The sequence below is a fragment of the Acinetobacter sp. YH12254 genome (genome assembly GCF_013417415.1).
Classification (GTDB): Bacteria; Pseudomonadota; Gammaproteobacteria; order Pseudomonadales; family Moraxellaceae; genus Acinetobacter; species Acinetobacter pseudolwoffii.
Map to the genome: position 1 here is coordinate 1 of NZ_VPEB01000027.1, position 14632 is coordinate 14632.

The following is a 14632-nucleotide window of genomic DNA, read 5'->3' on the forward strand; positions in this document are numbered from 1 at the left end:
TTGTGCTGGCGACAATAGCAAGAGTGAACCACCTGATCCCTTCCCGAACTCAGAAGTGAAACCTCTTTGCGCTGATGGTAGTGTGGGGTTACCCATGTGAGAGTAAGTCATCGCCAGCTCATTATTCCAAACACCCCCAACTTAACAGTTGGGGGTGTTTTTTTGTGTATTTAAAATAATCAAGTTATTATTTAAATCTCAAGCTTTTCAAAAAATGATTGAGATATGTTCAAGTTTAGCTATCAAGATAGTTAGAATAGGACTAAGTGCTAGGTCTTTATTTAATAAATCCTGTGATAGCTTTCTTAGGTGTTACTGGCATGATTTAGATATTAGAATAGAAATTGTTAGAGTAATTGATAAAGATAAAGGATTATTTGCTGAGAGCAGTTAGGTATCGTTCAGATATTCATTAGCGAGTGAGTCTTTTCATAACATTTGGTGATTTCAGCGTCGTGGATATTCGTTTTAGTCGTTGGCCTAAAGCAGGTGTGTGGCAGAGAGTCTTTGAAGTGCTGTCACATGACAGTGACAATGAATAGCCATGTTCGACTCCACCATTGTGCTCATCAACACAGCGCTGGGGAAGAAATCAGGCGATCGGACGGAGGAAAGATAACTTAAGCACCAAAATGCGTGCTCATAATGATGTCTTAGGCAATCCAATAAAATTTTATCTTACTGTTGCTGGGCAAGTTCATGATTTAAATGGTGCTGATATATTGCTGGACTTATTGTTCAGTCAAACTTAGCCCATAGATAAAGCCTAAAAGTCTAAAGATCGAATAATTGTTCCAATCCAGAAAATTAATGCTTAAGGCGTGATACCCTCTAAAAATAACGCTATGAGTCAAGGTCATTATACCCATATCTTTATAAAGCACGATATTTGATCGGGAACTTTTTTGCCAAGCTCAAGCAGTATCGTATTATTACCATACGTTATGATAAATTAGTTCAAAACTTTTTGTCAGCAATTTATCTTGCCTCAACAATAATTTGGCTTAATTGATGACAGATCATAGTTTCGTAAATATAAATAGGATATAGCATTTAAAACCTAAATTTTAATTTTATATGCTGCAATATCAGTGCTAGCTTTTTTGGTTGCGTACAGTAGCTGACCCAGTAAAACTTCTTTGGAAGAAAGAATGACTATAAGCATTGGAAAATTAGGATGTTGAATAGATGCCATAACAGCCTTACCATTATCTGCATCTAGTGTTATGCTCTGGCATCCTGTGAAATTAATTTCATTCATAAATGCATGAATCATAGCCAGAATTGAACTACTTACAGCTGCAAGTTTTCCATGATTTTCAACATCCTTTTTATGCACTGACGCAAGTTCAAAACCATCTGAAGAGCAGAGCATAACTAAATTGACTTCGGAAACATCCCTAAGAATAGCTTGTATATATTTTTGTGCAAACTGAATTAAATCCTGAGGTGCGGTACGTTTAGATAGTTCATGTAGTGACATATTAATTTAACTCGAAAAGAACTTCAGCTTGTGTGATTAATGCATCAACTAAAAGGAGAATATCTTCTTTATCGCGAGCATCAATTAAAAATAAAGGGTAATTTATATCTTGTTGGTCTAGCCATTCATGATAGATCGATGAGTTATATTGAGCTTTGCTATCTAAATGAGTAATGCCAATTATAATATTTGAAAGCTTGGCTTTATAATAAGTTAAATATTCATTTAGTTGTTCAATGGGGTTTTCTGTAGTGTGATCAATGAGTAGAATTACACCTAGAGCGCCTTCCGTAATAATATCCCAAATAAAGTCAAAGCGTTCTTGCCCTGGTGTGCCATATAAGCCAACAATATTTCCATCTTCTAAAATGAGTTCACCATAATCGATCCCTACAGTTGTTTGTGCTTTTTTATGTGCATTTAAATCGGTATTAATGGCTTCCGTACTTAAAACGTCAATACTGGAAATGGTTTGAATCGCAGTGCTTTTACCTGCCCCCATACTTCCAGCGAACACAAGTTTGTATCTTTGTAAAATCATGGATTAAACCTTAAAGCCCTAGCTTTTTTCTTAAACTATTAAAGAAACCACTTAGTCCATTATTTTTAGTTTTATTTTGTTGGGTTAACTTAAATGGGGATATATTTTCTGAAATAGGAATTAAGTCTCCTGCTAAATCAGAAACACATAAAAAGAAATTAATATATTTATGACCAATTTTTAAAGAAGACTCTGCATAGCTGATATGGCTGCCCGAGCTAAATACAGTAGATAACTTAAATAAATGTATACGGTCGGTTCTGTTTGATATTTTTGGCCAACGTTTAATTTGATAATGAAGTGGATAGTTTGGAATATCTTGGTCGAGATAGTCCCAAATAAATTGCCAGACTCCCTGTTTAAGATCTATGCCTTTTGCATGTTTTTTAATGCTTAAAATTTGATTAATACTTGCAGGGATAATGTTTAAATTTTTTGTTGTTATAATTTGAAGATTAGGTTTTAAATAAAATTGAAACCGATCAAAATCTAGTATGGCAATATCATCACTTTCACTTTGTAATAAAAATAAACCTGTTCGATATTTTTTGAATATATCTTTAAATATATTTTCTAAATTATCATAATTGAATTTTTGATTTTGAATAGATAGAGAGTTATTGTTCAGCTGATAAGATAAATTATTAGATTTAAGTAAATTGAAAAAATAGGATTGTATCCATTGAATGAGAGGTTTTTCATCAAATAATGGCAAATAAATCGTATTATTAATAATTTGCTGGGTCGTATTCGTATCAGATTTTTTTATACGCAGAATCTGAAAATGTTTTTTATCCATTTGTTCAATATGAGGAATATTAATAAAATCCTCATTGATTAAGAGTAATTGGAGTTTTGAATCAGCAATATGTGTCCAGGAAATCTCATATTTTTCCTGTAGAGCGATATTAATGATGGCCTTGAGTTCATTAATCAAAGCAAGATTTAAACCAAATACAGAGAGATAAATTGTGTCTTTCATATTCAAATTAAATAATAGATTGCCCAAGAATATATGGGCAATCCTGATTGGAAATTAAGAGAAATCTAATTCTTTTTCGAAACGCTTAAGTTCATGACGTGACATAGCTAAGTTAGCACGCGAACGATCAAGAATAAGGTAAAGGAATAGATTTTCATTTGAATCAAGTGGACGAAGAAGATGATATTGCTTACCTAAGGTAATGAGAATATCTTCAATTGTATCATCAAGATTTAAACTCTCTGCAACTTTACGTTTTGCACGAATTACCCCAGTATTACCAGCAGCAGCGAGTTCTAAGTCAATCGTACTATTACCCTGTGTAGCAAGTGCTAAACCACTTTCACTATCAACAAGTGCAGCCGCTACAAAACCATCAATACTTGTTAAATTCTCTAAAGAAACTTTAGCCATAATTATTCCCCATTTTCTAAATAGCTTTAGCTATTAGATGGAGTATCTAATAATTAACAAAAAATTGCAATATATATTAAAAATATTAAGTATAAGTTTAATTCTATTTTTCTTAAAAATAATGTAATAAAGATAAATTAATGTAGTTTTTATTATTTAATTTATTCATTGGATTTATTTTTATTTAAATTAATTAAAATAAATGTATGAAATATAATTTTTCGCTAGATATATAAAATTATATTTTATATGTTGATATTTAATATATGGGTATAAAGTTGATTGGTTAAATATTAATCTTCCCCAAATTAAATGAAAAACAAATATGTGATGGGTTTTGCATTATTTTAATGTTTGCAGAATCAATATAGCCGATAAAAGATGAATCAGTTTAATTTTCAGGAGTTTTAAACTGATTCAAGCATTATGTTAAGGATAAATTAAATTACATTCTTCAGATCTTTTTTATGCTGTTTCACTTGTTGTGCATAACGTTTGCCTTGCTTACGCATTTTACGGTTTTTCTCATAGGCAGTCGGACCTACATTATAATAGCCCAGTGCTTTTTCTAAGCTGCCACTGGATTCATGATAACGAGAAAGAATATGGCTACCACATGAAATATTTATAGCTTCATTATATAAATCATCACCACAAGTCGCTTGCCAATATCTTGGCATAATTTGCATGAGGCCAACAGCTCCAGCATGTGAAGCCACCTGGCTACGATAAGTTGACTCCTGACGAATTACGGCTGCTACAAGTAATGGATCCAGACGATTTTTTTCTGCATTCTGAATAATCAAAGGTGAAACGCGAGTTGCTGTGGTTGCTGGAACACCGTAGGCTGTCTGAATTCCTTTAGACAGTTGAGCAGAACGTTTTTCTAAAGAATTGCCGCCAAGAGAAGAACAGGCACTAAAAAACACGGTACTTAGACCAAGCAGCCCAATTTTAAAAATTGTGCTATTGAATACTGGTAATAATAAGTTTTTTCTAACAGAAAATTTGCCTAACAACTTTCAGCTTCCATGTATTTTTAAAATTAAACTGATCTTAGGAAGATGTATAAAAATCGTCAAGAAATTATATGATTTGTTTACAAAGTCAAAGTAGATCTGCTTGAATCATGGATGATTTATGAAGAGATGATCAAAGAAAAGCCGATTGGAATAGATATTTATTTAAGGCTTTTCTTGGTGTTATGGATAAGATGAGGATCGACATCGATTAGGCTAGGTTTTTAAGCATCCAGATTTCACAGGCTTGACTATGGCCAGTGTCGCCTTCAGGCCGATCCAGATGCTCAAAACCTAAGTTCTCGTACAGCTTCACCGCTTGCCAAAGGTTTTTGGTAGTCTCGATATAAATCCGTTCAAATTTATGTTGTCGGGCAAAATCAAAGGCCAAATTCAAAATCTGTTTTGCAAAGCCATATCTACGAACGGCTGGTAGAAAATACATTTTCTGTATTTCTAAAATATTGTGATCACCTTGTAGTGGAGCAATACCACCACCGCCATAAACCTGATCCTGTTCATCAACAATGACCCAATAGGCAGAATTTGGCTGTTGATATACGTCATATAGGTGATCCAGAATTGAATCACCTACAGCAAAACCGGACTCCGCTGCCAGACCAAACTCCATGGAAACGTCACGAATAATCTTGGCAATTTGAGCATTATCTTGAGGCTGAAGGGGACGAATAGAATACATAGCACATGACATAAAAGAAGATGGAATTTTTATAGTCCGAAAACTTTAAAAAATCCATCTTTTTCCTTCAATTTTTCTTCGATAAAGTTTTATTTTAGCTCACTCGAAGATTTACCCAGTTCGCGTCGAGCGATAATCAGTTGCTGAATCTGCTGGGTACCTTCAAAAATATCCAGAATCTTGGAATCACGTGCCCATTTTTCCAACAGTTCAGTTTCGTTATAGCCTACCGCAGCTGCCAATTCTACACATTTTAAGGTGATTTCATTCCCCATACGTCCAGCTTTGGCCTTTGCAATAGATGCTTCACGTGAATTCGGTTTATGATTATCTGCCATCCACGCCGCTTTGAGCATCAGCAAGCGTGCAGCTTCCCATTCTGCTTCCATGCGATAGATTTGTGCAGCGATATTGGAGCTTTGTAAATAGGGCGTGACATAACTGGAATCCAGTTGATCCTTAAAAATTTCCTTGATACGTTCCAGCGAGGCTTTGGCACAGCCAATTGCCATGGCAGCGACCAATGGCCGGGTATTATCAAAGGTTTCCATTACACCGGCAAAGCCCTTGGCAACATCGATTTCTGCATGACCGAGCAAGTTTGCCGCAGGTATTCGACAATTGATCAGGCGAATCGTGGCAGTATCCGAAGCTTTAATTCCTAACTTATGTTCCAGTCGTTCAACCTTCATTCCGGGCGTACCTTTGGTCACCACAAATGATTTAATTGCCGATCGTCCCAGTTTTTTATCTAATGTTGCCCAGACCACAACCGCATCGGCACGTTCCCCAGAGGTCACAAAAATCTTCTCACCATTTAAAATATAGTCATCACCATCTTTGGTCGCAGTGGTGCGAATTGCAGCGGAATCTGAGCCGAAACCAGGTTCGGTAATCGCCATGGCTGCCCAAGTCCCATGAAAACGTTGTCGCTGTTCTTCATTTGCCACCGCTGCAATAGCTGAATTTCCTAATCCTTGGCGTGGCATCGAGAGTAATAAGCCAGTATCGCCATAACACATTTCAATAATGCTCAGGGCGGTAGACATATTAATGCCATTTTTATTGCTGCTGTCTGCATCGCCACGTTTATTGACTGCTGCACCAGCATTCATGCCTTCACTACCTTGGTTCATGCCATCCACGACTGAAGCGAGCATGTCTAGCTCTATCGGATAAGCATGTTCAGCCTTGTCGTATTTACGTGAAATAGGACGCAAAACATTGAGGGCAACTTCATGTGCTTGATCAATCAAAAGCTTAAATTTTTTTGGAGTTTGTAGATTCATCATTGTTCTTCTTTATGTTTTTATCAGGCATGCAAGCCAGAATGGAGAATGGCAGTGGCTCTGAGGTCTCGATACCATCGTTCGACCGGGTGTTCTTTGGTGAAACCATGACCACCCAAAATCTGTACACCATCGGTGCCTATTTTCATGGATTTTTCTGCACAGAGTAGGCGTGCCAGATAAGCTTCCCGATGAAAAGCTTGACCAGATTCAGCCAGACTGGCGGCATTCAGGATCAGCATTTGCATCGCGTCAATTTCAATGGCCATATCAGCAATCATAAAGGCGACACTCTGACGATGAGAAATCGGTTCGCCAAAGGCAATACGGTCATTGGCATATTGCACACAGTATTTTTTGACTGCTTCACAGGTGCCTACCGCCATCGCACACCACATTAAATTACCCAGATCAACAAAAGTCGTATAATCAAAATCCGCATCTCCCAAACGCTGAGCCGGAGTATTTTCAAATTTGAGCGTAACGGTTTCTGTGGCCTTTAAACCCATAGCAGGTGACTTTTTCGCAGTGATAGTACTGTCGCGTTGCACCACAAAGACCTCAGCTTTTCCGTTCAGATCAGCACTGACCAGATATAGATCGGCACTTTCTCCCAAGAGCACTAAGGTCTTTTCACCTCGAATCAGATAATGTCCCTGATGTGCAACAGCCTTGGTTTTAAGTTGCTCCGGGTTAAATGCTGCTGTTTCTTCCTGTACAGCAAAGGTGGCCTTTAACTCAGGATTCTCTGCGAAAGCGCCCAGATATTCTGCCTGAATCTGCTCTGAGCCCCAGCGGGTAATGGCGTTAATGACACTAAAAGTCGAAAGTAAGCCAGCCGTCAGACTGAAATCACCCTGAGCCAAATGTTGAGCGATTAAAATATTGCTGACAATATTCTGTTCCGATGCAACGCCCCCCAATGCTTCAGGCAGGGCATAGAAATTCAAACCTAAATCAGTGCTGTATTGCCAGAGTTCATGGGGGAATAGTTCATGCTGATCTGCATCATGCGCCAAGGGATATAGCACCTCTTGGGCAAATTGCTGCATGGCATTACAGGTCATTTGCTGTTCTTCAGTCAGGTTCAGATCAAATAAGGATTTAGACTGATGTGGCAGACGCTGTTTTTGAATCTTCTGGCCAGATTTCAGGATTTTCTGAGTTTGACTCAGTGTTTTGAATCCTGCCTTTGAACTTTGATAAAGTGATTTTTCTACAAATTTCCGCAGCTTTAACTGGTCTAATACTTCGCTACCCGCGATTTTGGTCAGTATGGACAAGCCAAATCCTTGGGCTTTATTCACCATATTATTCATTCTGATTATCCTAAAGGTGTTGTCACGTTATTTTTTAATACTGACATGCACTCAGAGATAAAACTATGTCATCCCTGACACGAATGATTGACAATTTTTAGGTTTCGGAGATTGAAGAAATGGAGGAATAAATTAATGAAAATTAAAAGAAAGATAAAAATATAAAAAATCGAATATGTCTAAAAATTGACCCGAATGACAAAATCATCCGGGTATTTTTGATGCAGGTTTTATTTTAAGAGAGATGATGTTTAATCATGGCACGCACATTGGTTTTGGCATCAATCACGGTCATAAAGGTGTAAGCACCGATAAATTTACGGCTAATAAACATAAATTCTTTGGGTGGAACACTGAAATAACGTGAAGCCATAGATCTCGACGCCTGTTGCATCACACGGCTATGCAGCTGGCTTTTTTTCCAGTCATAACGGTTATGTTCGTCCATTACGCCGGCTGGCAATTCTTGATTATTTAGCGGTGAACTAAACGCTTCGGTGGCCAGTAAAAAGACTTTGGCCATATCCGGTTTGATGCTTTGCGGAATTGAATCAAAAAATTCATAGCCGGTCATCGCCTTGACCATCATATCCGAGTCATGATGATAGCCTGCCTGAATCAGGTTACGCGCAACACTGAGCAGATGCTGGTCAAACTGGCGGATCGCGCCAAAGTCGAGCAGAATGATCTTGTCGTGCACATCTGCACCATTGCCCAGACGAACCAGATAATTACCAAAGTTCGGATCGGTTTGCATCTCGCCCCATTCGAAAATTTCACGTACTGCAATTTCCAGAGAGGCTTCCCCTAACTGGTTGCGGCGTTCTTGGGGCAGGGATAACATTACCGGGCTATTGATCGGCACACCACGTTCAAAAGTCATGCATAGCACACGATCAGAGCAATATTCATTAATAATGGTCGGGACGATATAGCGCGGATCATCTTTTAAACGTGCAGCAAAACGACGCGTGGTATCTGCTTCAATCTGATAATTTACTTCACGGTGCATCATCTCACGGACTTCATCGAACCACTGGTCGAATTCTCGGGTCTGCGGCACGATACGGGTCAGTTTAAGCATATTTTTAAACAGGCTCATATCCGAATCAATGGCTTCTGCCACACCTGGGTATTGAATTTTTAACACCAGTTCCATGCCGTCAGATTTTCGGGTAGCGCGATGTACCTGTGCCAAAGAAGCTGTGCCCAAAGGCTCATGATCAATGGTGAGATCATTCAGCTTTGCACCGAGCTGCTGCTGTAATTGTGTCTTGATCGCTGGCCAAGCCAGTGCCACGGTCTGGTTGTTGAGCGTATTTAAAGCCTGTGTGACTTCTTCTGGCAAAAAGTGTTCGCCATACAGCGCCATCATCTGGCCGATTTTAACGATTGAACCTTTGAGCTTACCAATTTCTGCAACCAGATAATCCGCCTGCTCTTTCATGGCTTTTTTACGTTTCTTTTCTTTTTCTTCTTCACTCGAAAATATGGAGCCTGCACTGGAAGCCGCCCAACGCGTGCCTGCCAGCAAGGATGCCTTTGCGATCGATAAGCGTCGATCCATAGAGGAGGTTTTCAGTTGTTTAAGCTTATCGTTCTGATCTGACATGTAAACTCAATCCTTTCATCATCAGCATGAAGCAGAATAAATCATTGTAGGGGATATTAGCGCTTCTGCACGTATTAAAAAAGTTTAAGCCGCTGAATTCATAGTAAAAGCTAGGCAAGCTTTCATTTATTCACCAGCCTGTATCAGTTTAGACAGGGCATTATGCCATTTGAAATTGGATTTTTAATTCAGATCGTTGTTGTAACTGTTGTTTATTTGTTTGAATATGTTGATGAATCAGGTGCTGGACACTGTCGTGCATAAAACCCAATGCATAGCCTTTTACAATCACAATACTCGGCAAACCAAAAAACAGATATTTTGCATCGTCCAGTGTCGCACTGCTAAATACACCATGCTGGATTAAAGTTGACTGCAAAAATACCTTTTCTTGCTGCACTTGACCGGAAACCTGGTCATTCCAGTAATTTTGGCGCATCGCCATAAGATTATTGTGCTTATAGCTCATAGGACCGGGCTCGTTTGAAGATTTAATTCGGATTATATGTGGGTGATATGCCAGTTTTCAATTGCACAACTGTTTAATTTGCTGCCGGAGAAATACATAGGATTTTTGCAAGGACTGCGTTAATATTAATGGATAATTTAAACAATATTGATTGTTAAACATTTATTGGAATTATACCAGTTTAGGTAAAGGGGATTTTATGCGTCTTGCATGGTTTTTGGTTGCAGTTTTTGCAGGTAGTGCAGTTCAGACTCAGGCTGCTGTAGGATATTCCAAGGAATATTCGCAGTGTATGAACTTTAGTTATGGTAATACCGCTAAAGCAGAGAAATGCCTAAAGAAAGAGCTGAAACTACATAACAAACGTCTGAAGAAAAGCTATAAAAATTATCTAAAGCTGAATCCGAATCAGACCGCGGCCATCCGCAGTCAGCATGTGCTTTGGGAACGTAAACTGTCGCAGCAATGTAATTTAAGAGTGTCTGGGAAATATGCCAAACAGCAACAAGGTCAATGTATGCTGGCCTTGATTATGGATCAGGCAAATCTTTATCAATCCCGCTCTTATGCACCAGGTTCACGATAAATCACCACATGAGACATAGCTTGTTGAATCGTCTGAACTTGCTCTAAAAAAACTAGAATGACAGGTTAAGGATTGTGTAAAAAAACACGAATTTTATCATTTTTATGAGCCTAGAGAATTCGTGTTTTTCATACTTTTAGCATTATAAAAGCAGGCAAAACAAGGTATCATAAGGCGTTTAAAAAAATGACCTTGGAGACGCCCTACGTGGATCGACCGACTATTAGCCCTGAACATATTCAGGAAGCCGCTGAAAACCTAAGCACAATTCGTGATTTTATCCGCTTTGGTGTGACAGCATTACGTCAATATGATGCGCACTTAGGCCAAGGTACAGAAGATTATTTTGCTGAAAGTTCAGCATTGGTATTACAAAGCATGTCATTGGAATGGAAAGCGGATGCTGAAATTCTCGAGGCAAAATTACTCCCAAGTGAAAAAGCTGAATTTTTAGGATTGTTGGAGCGCCGTATCAATGAGCGTATGCCAACTTCATATTTATTGAATTTAGCCTACTTTGACGATAAACCTTATTACGTGGATGAGCGTGTACTGATTCCACGTTCACCGATTGCTGAACTGATTCAAAATCGTTTTGCACCTTACTGTCTGGATGAAAATTATCAGGCGCGTGAAGGGGTAAACAATCTACCTGAAAATCCAGATCCAAAAATGCCTCGCCGTATTTTAGATATGTGTACAGGTTCAGGTTGTATCGCGATTGCTCTGGCTTATGCTTTCCCGGAAGCTGAAATCGATGCGACTGATTTATCTAAGGATGCTTTAGAAGTAGCACAAATTAACTGTGAACATCATAACCAACAGTTTAATGTGGCCTTGCTTGAGTCTGACCTGTTCGAAAAAATTCCTGCTGAAAATCAATATGATTTAATCGTATCGAACCCACCATATGTGGATGCAGAAGATATGGCTGATCTTCCCGATGAGTTCCATCACGAACCTGAAATGGCACTGGCTGCGGGTCAGGATGGTTTGGACCTTGTACGTAAAATGCTGGCACAAGCTGCAGATTACCTGACTGAAGACGGTCTTATTGTCATTGAAGTCGGTAACTCGGAATGGGCGATGAAACAGAACTTCAATTCAGTCGATTTCTACTGGTTACAATTCCAGAAAGGTGGTTCAGGTATCTTTGCACTCACTGCACAGCAATGCCGTACTTACCGCGATTTATTCATTCAGTCTATTCAAGCATAAGGAGTCGTGTGACATGGCAGGTAATAGTATAGGGCAACTGTTCCGTGTGACGACTTGTGGTGAATCTCACGGTGTGGGCCTGATGGCCATCGTTGATGGGGTTCCACCGGGTATTGAGCTGTGTGAAGCCGATTTGCAAAAAGATTTGGACCGTCGTAAGCCGGGTACATCGAAATTTGCCACCCAGCGTAAAGAGCCGGATGAAGTGGAAATTATTTCTGGTGTGTTTGAGGGTAAAACCACCGGAACATCGATCGGGCTCTTGATTCGTAATACGGATCAGAAATCGAAAGATTATGGCAATATCGCGCAAACTTTCCGTCCGGGTCATGCCGACTATACCTATACCCAGAAGTATGGTTTCCGTGATTATCGTGGTGGTGGCCGCTCAAGCGCGCGTGAAACAGCGATGCGTGTGGCAGCGGGTGCCATTGCCAAGAAATTCCTGTTAGAGAAATTTGGCATTGAAATTCGTGGCCATGTCACACAAATTGGTACTGAAAAAGCAGAAAAACTGGACTGGAATGAAGTGCCAAACAATCCATTCTTCTGTGGCGATGTGGATGCCGTGCCACGTTTTGAAGCGCTCGTGACTTCACTACGTGAACAAGGCACCAGCTGCGGTGCAAAACTTGAAATTATTGCGTCTAAAGTACCTGTGGGTTGGGGTGAACCGGTCTTCGATCGTTTAGATGCAGATATTGCGCATGCCATGATGTCGATTAACGCGGTCAAAGGCGTTGAAATTGGCGATGGTTTTGGCGTCGCTGAGCAATTTGGTCATGAAACACGTGATGAGTTAACAACAGACGGTTTTCTGGCAAACCATGCCGGTGGTATTTTAGGCGGTATTTCTAGTGGTCAGGACATTCGTGTCGCGATTGCACTGAAACCAACGGCTTCAATCACTACTCCGGGTAAAACCATTAATATCGATCGTGAAGATACAGACGTGTTGACCAAAGGCCGTCATGATCCTTGCGTGGGCGTGCGTGCGACACCAATTGCAGAAGCGATGCTGGCGATTGTGCTAATGGATCACTTTATGCGTCATCGTGCGCAAAATGCCGATGTAGTTACGCCTTTTGAGCCGATTGAACCAAAATAATTCGCTTTTCATCTGAAGCGGATACGATTAGAGTCAGACTTCGGTCTGGCTTTTTTTATATTTATATAATGAAAAATAACAATATTCGCTTGGCAAAAACTACAGATATCCAGAACATTGTTGTATTGATCAATACAGCTTATCGTTCCAATCGTGGCTGGACACATGAACATAAGATGGTTGCTGGTCAACGGATTAATTGTGATCAGGTAATGATTCTCTTGGCACAGACTAATGTTAAGCTTTTTGTATTAGAGAATCATGATCAGATCATTGGCTGTATTGGGCTGACTGAATTCGATGACTCTATCGAAATTGGAAGTTTTGCCATTGATCCAGACCAACAAAACTCGGGTTATGGAAAGCAGTTACTAGATTTTGCCGAGTTTTATATTATTGATACGTATCAGAAGAAAGTGATTCGAATGTCAGTATTGAATGTCCGTACAGAATTGATTGCTTATTATCAGCGCCGTGGCTATCTATTGACTGAAAAAATTGAAGCATATCCACTAGATCAAAATGTCGGAGAGCCTTTGATTCCGTTACATTTACTGATTTTAGAAAAAATGATCAGATCAATATAATGAGTTGATGAAAATTCAAGCATTTTACTTCTTAAATTAATTGGTGAAATAGCCACTAAATATGCTAGTTTTTGTGCACCGTCTAAAGGGTATTGAAAAATAGACGGGAAACAGACCAGGATGGCACATGCTGCAAATTATTTTAACTTCTTTATTTCCTCTTATTGGCTTGATCAGCTTTGGCTATCTGCTTAAGCATGGGCAATGGTTGAGTGAAGACTTTTGGCGCGGAGCAGAAAAGTTAAATTATTATGCACTGTTTCCAGTGATGTTATTTTTAAATCTGGCCACTGCCAAGATTCAGATGAATGTGATTCAGGATGTGGTACTGGTGGTATTTAGTATCATGATCGTGGTCAGTATCGCACTGTATATGTTGCGCCATATGTACCAGATATCTTATGCGCGTTTTGGCGTCTATGTTCAGGGCTTGTTGCGCTTCAATACCTATATCGGACTTGCTGCGGTCAGTAGCTTATTTCATCAGCAGGGCATGACCATCTTCGCTGTGATCATGGTGTTGTGTATTCCTTTGGTGAATATCTTGTCGGTGCTGGCATTTACCCGCAGTCACGATATGCAGCTGAAAAAAATCATTCTGGATTTGTCTAAAAATCCATTAATTTTAGGCTGTATGGTGGGTGGTGTGTTTAATCTTTCCGGCTTGGCACTCTGGGCAGGAGCAGAGCAATTTCTTAAACAGATTGCACTATGCAGTTTGCCACTCGGTCTGATGTGTGTAGGAGCAGCCTTAAAGTTTCAGGGCTTTCAGCGAGATGTATTGCCACTCAGTCTGATGACCTTTGGTCGCCTGTTTGGAATGCCGCTGATTGCATTTTTAGTCTGTAAAATTTTCCAGATTGATGCATTCACCACGCAAGTATTGGTATTGTTCTTTGCCTTACCTACCGCCTCAGCGTCTTATGTGTTAACCCGGGTATATGGCGGCGATAGCCAGTTAATGGCGAGCATCATTAGTGTACAAACCGTCGTAGCGGCGGGAAGCTTAATATTGGTACTTTCCTGGATTATTTAAAATTCCTTGATTCTCAAATAGATGATATAAGATCTAAATACTGAATTTAAACTCTCTATGCTTTGAACCATTAAAATAGCCTAAGCAATAAAGGTTCTATTTAAGCGCCAAAATCAAATCAATCCTAAAATCTTATAAAGTTTACGCCAATCTCAACTTTTTAAGTCATTGAAATGAGAAGGACATAACCTCACTTTAATTTCGACCAAGAAAATAAAATTACAGTTATGTCCATTGAAGAATTTATCATCTTTGTCTATTTAATTATA

At 39.3% G+C, this 14632-nt stretch carries 16 protein-coding genes and 1 rRNA gene; 7 read left to right on the forward strand and 10 right to left on the reverse strand.

Features of this window, described 5'->3' with window-relative positions:
• The first annotated feature begins 4 nt into the window (after positions 1 to 4).
• Together rrf and FTV29_RS15330 are read left to right on the forward strand one after the other, a co-directional pair.
• A 5S ribosomal RNA gene (gene rrf / locus FTV29_RS14260) occupies positions 5 to 119 on the forward strand.
• A 770-nt stretch (positions 120 to 889) separates the two neighbouring features.
• Positions 890 to 1012 carry a transposase gene (locus FTV29_RS15330; protein WP_180075635.1) on the forward strand — a complete coding sequence of 41 codons (123 nt, stop codon included), beginning with the start codon at positions 890 to 892 and terminating at the stop codon, positions 1010 to 1012.
• 48 nt (positions 1013 to 1060) lie between these two features.
• Here the strand turns inward: FTV29_RS15330 and FTV29_RS14270 are convergent, their stop codons facing one another.
• From FTV29_RS14270 to FTV29_RS14315, 10 genes are all read right to left on the reverse strand, one after another.
• Positions 1061 to 1483 carry a roadblock/LC7 domain-containing protein gene (locus FTV29_RS14270; RefSeq protein ID WP_100357943.1) on the reverse strand — a complete coding sequence of 141 codons (423 nt, stop codon included), beginning with the start codon at positions 1481 to 1483 and terminating at the stop codon, positions 1061 to 1063.
• Between the two features lies 1 nt (position 1484).
• Entirely contained in the window at positions 1485 to 2024 is a 540-nt protein-coding gene (locus tag FTV29_RS14275; protein ID WP_180075636.1) for an ATP/GTP-binding protein, read from the reverse strand.
• A 10-nt stretch (positions 2025 to 2034) separates the two neighbouring features.
• Positions 2035 to 3006 (reverse strand): hypothetical protein, encoded by a 972-nt coding sequence (locus FTV29_RS14280; protein WP_180075637.1) that lies wholly within the window; start codon positions 3004 to 3006, stop codon positions 2035 to 2037.
• A 54-nt stretch (positions 3007 to 3060) separates the two neighbouring features.
• Positions 3061 to 3420 (reverse strand): roadblock/LC7 domain-containing protein, encoded by a 360-nt coding sequence (locus FTV29_RS14285; RefSeq protein WP_180075638.1) that lies wholly within the window; start codon positions 3418 to 3420, stop codon positions 3061 to 3063.
• Between the two features lie 440 nt (positions 3421 to 3860).
• The gene (locus FTV29_RS14290) at positions 3861 to 4439 is read right to left on the reverse strand and encodes a transglycosylase SLT domain-containing protein (RefSeq protein ID WP_180001429.1); all 579 of its coding nucleotides are present in this window, start codon (positions 4437 to 4439) and stop codon (positions 3861 to 3863) included.
• Between the two features lie 211 nt (positions 4440 to 4650).
• Positions 4651 to 5139 (reverse strand): GNAT family N-acetyltransferase, encoded by a 489-nt coding sequence (locus FTV29_RS14295; protein WP_180075639.1) that lies wholly within the window; start codon positions 5137 to 5139, stop codon positions 4651 to 4653.
• An 89-nt stretch (positions 5140 to 5228) separates the two neighbouring features.
• On the reverse strand, positions 5229 to 6428 hold the full coding sequence (locus FTV29_RS14300) for an acyl-CoA dehydrogenase family protein (protein ID WP_180075642.1): 1200 nt from the start codon (positions 6426 to 6428) through the stop codon (positions 5229 to 5231).
• Positions 6429 to 6451: 23 nt separating this feature from the next.
• The gene (locus FTV29_RS14305; protein WP_180075643.1) at positions 6452 to 7738 is read right to left on the reverse strand and encodes an acyl-CoA dehydrogenase family protein; all 1287 of its coding nucleotides are present in this window, start codon (positions 7736 to 7738) and stop codon (positions 6452 to 6454) included.
• Between the two features lie 244 nt (positions 7739 to 7982).
• Positions 7983 to 9359 (reverse strand): AarF/ABC1/UbiB kinase family protein, encoded by a 1377-nt coding sequence (locus FTV29_RS14310; protein WP_180075640.1) that lies wholly within the window; start codon positions 9357 to 9359, stop codon positions 7983 to 7985.
• A gap of 160 nt (positions 9360 to 9519) precedes the next feature.
• Positions 9520 to 9828 carry a hypothetical protein gene (locus tag FTV29_RS14315; protein WP_005097049.1) on the reverse strand — a complete coding sequence of 103 codons (309 nt, stop codon included), beginning with the start codon at positions 9826 to 9828 and terminating at the stop codon, positions 9520 to 9522.
• A 199-nt stretch (positions 9829 to 10027) separates the two neighbouring features.
• On the opposite strand from FTV29_RS14315, the gene FTV29_RS14320 reads away from it, so the two are divergent.
• The 5 genes from FTV29_RS14320 (at position 10028) to FTV29_RS14340 (ending at position 14363) form a co-directional block, all read left to right on the forward strand.
• A complete protein-coding gene (locus FTV29_RS14320) occupies positions 10028 to 10414 on the forward strand; it encodes a hypothetical protein (protein WP_005097047.1) in 387 nt (128 codons plus the stop codon).
• Between the two features lie 207 nt (positions 10415 to 10621).
• Positions 10622 to 11632 (forward strand): 50S ribosomal protein L3 N(5)-glutamine methyltransferase, encoded by a 1011-nt coding sequence (gene prmB, locus FTV29_RS14325; protein ID WP_180075644.1) that lies wholly within the window; start codon positions 10622 to 10624, stop codon positions 11630 to 11632.
• A gap of 13 nt (positions 11633 to 11645) precedes the next feature.
• The gene (aroC, locus tag FTV29_RS14330) at positions 11646 to 12740 is read left to right on the forward strand and encodes a chorismate synthase (RefSeq protein ID WP_180075641.1); all 1095 of its coding nucleotides are present in this window, start codon (positions 11646 to 11648) and stop codon (positions 12738 to 12740) included.
• Between the two features lie 68 nt (positions 12741 to 12808).
• Positions 12809 to 13327 carry a GNAT family N-acetyltransferase gene (locus FTV29_RS14335; protein WP_074382719.1) on the forward strand — a complete coding sequence of 173 codons (519 nt, stop codon included), beginning with the start codon at positions 12809 to 12811 and terminating at the stop codon, positions 13325 to 13327.
• 127 nt (positions 13328 to 13454) lie between these two features.
• Positions 13455 to 14363 (forward strand): AEC family transporter, encoded by a 909-nt coding sequence (locus FTV29_RS14340; protein WP_005097042.1) that lies wholly within the window; start codon positions 13455 to 13457, stop codon positions 14361 to 14363.
• The last annotated feature ends 269 nt before the right edge of the window (positions 14364 to 14632 follow it).

What these genes read in the sequence shown, in the direction of transcription:
- FTV29_RS14335 (WP_074382719.1), top strand. Translation starts at nt 12,809, where the DNA reads ATGAAAAATAACAATATTCGCTTGGCAAAAACTACAGATATCCAGAAC.
- FTV29_RS14340 (WP_005097042.1), top strand. Translation starts at nt 13,455, where the DNA reads ATGCTGCAAATTATTTTAACTTCTTTATTTCCTCTTATTGGCTTGATC.
- FTV29_RS14315 (WP_005097049.1), bottom strand. Translation starts at nt 9,828, where the DNA reads ATGAGCTATAAGCACAATAATCTTATGGCGATGCGCCAAAATTACTGG.
- FTV29_RS14285 (WP_180075638.1), bottom strand. Translation starts at nt 3,420, where the DNA reads ATGGCTAAAGTTTCTTTAGAGAATTTAACAAGTATTGATGGTTTTGTA.
- FTV29_RS14305 (WP_180075643.1), bottom strand. Translation starts at nt 7,738, where the DNA reads ATGGTGAATAAAGCCCAAGGATTTGGCTTGTCCATACTGACCAAAATC.
- FTV29_RS14320 (WP_005097047.1), top strand. Translation starts at nt 10,028, where the DNA reads ATGCGTCTTGCATGGTTTTTGGTTGCAGTTTTTGCAGGTAGTGCAGTT.
- FTV29_RS14275 (WP_180075636.1), bottom strand. Translation starts at nt 2,024, where the DNA reads ATGATTTTACAAAGATACAAACTTGTGTTCGCTGGAAGTATGGGGGCA.
- FTV29_RS14280 (WP_180075637.1), bottom strand. Translation starts at nt 3,006, where the DNA reads ATGAAAGACACAATTTATCTCTCTGTATTTGGTTTAAATCTTGCTTTG.
- FTV29_RS14295 (WP_180075639.1), bottom strand. Translation starts at nt 5,139, where the DNA reads ATGTATTCTATTCGTCCCCTTCAGCCTCAAGATAATGCTCAAATTGCC.
- FTV29_RS14270 (WP_100357943.1), bottom strand. Translation starts at nt 1,483, where the DNA reads ATGTCACTACATGAACTATCTAAACGTACCGCACCTCAGGATTTAATT.
- FTV29_RS14310 (WP_180075640.1), bottom strand. Translation starts at nt 9,359, where the DNA reads ATGTCAGATCAGAACGATAAGCTTAAACAACTGAAAACCTCCTCTATG.
- FTV29_RS14300 (WP_180075642.1), bottom strand. Translation starts at nt 6,428, where the DNA reads ATGAATCTACAAACTCCAAAAAAATTTAAGCTTTTGATTGATCAAGCA.
- aroC (WP_180075641.1), top strand. Translation starts at nt 11,646, where the DNA reads ATGGCAGGTAATAGTATAGGGCAACTGTTCCGTGTGACGACTTGTGGT.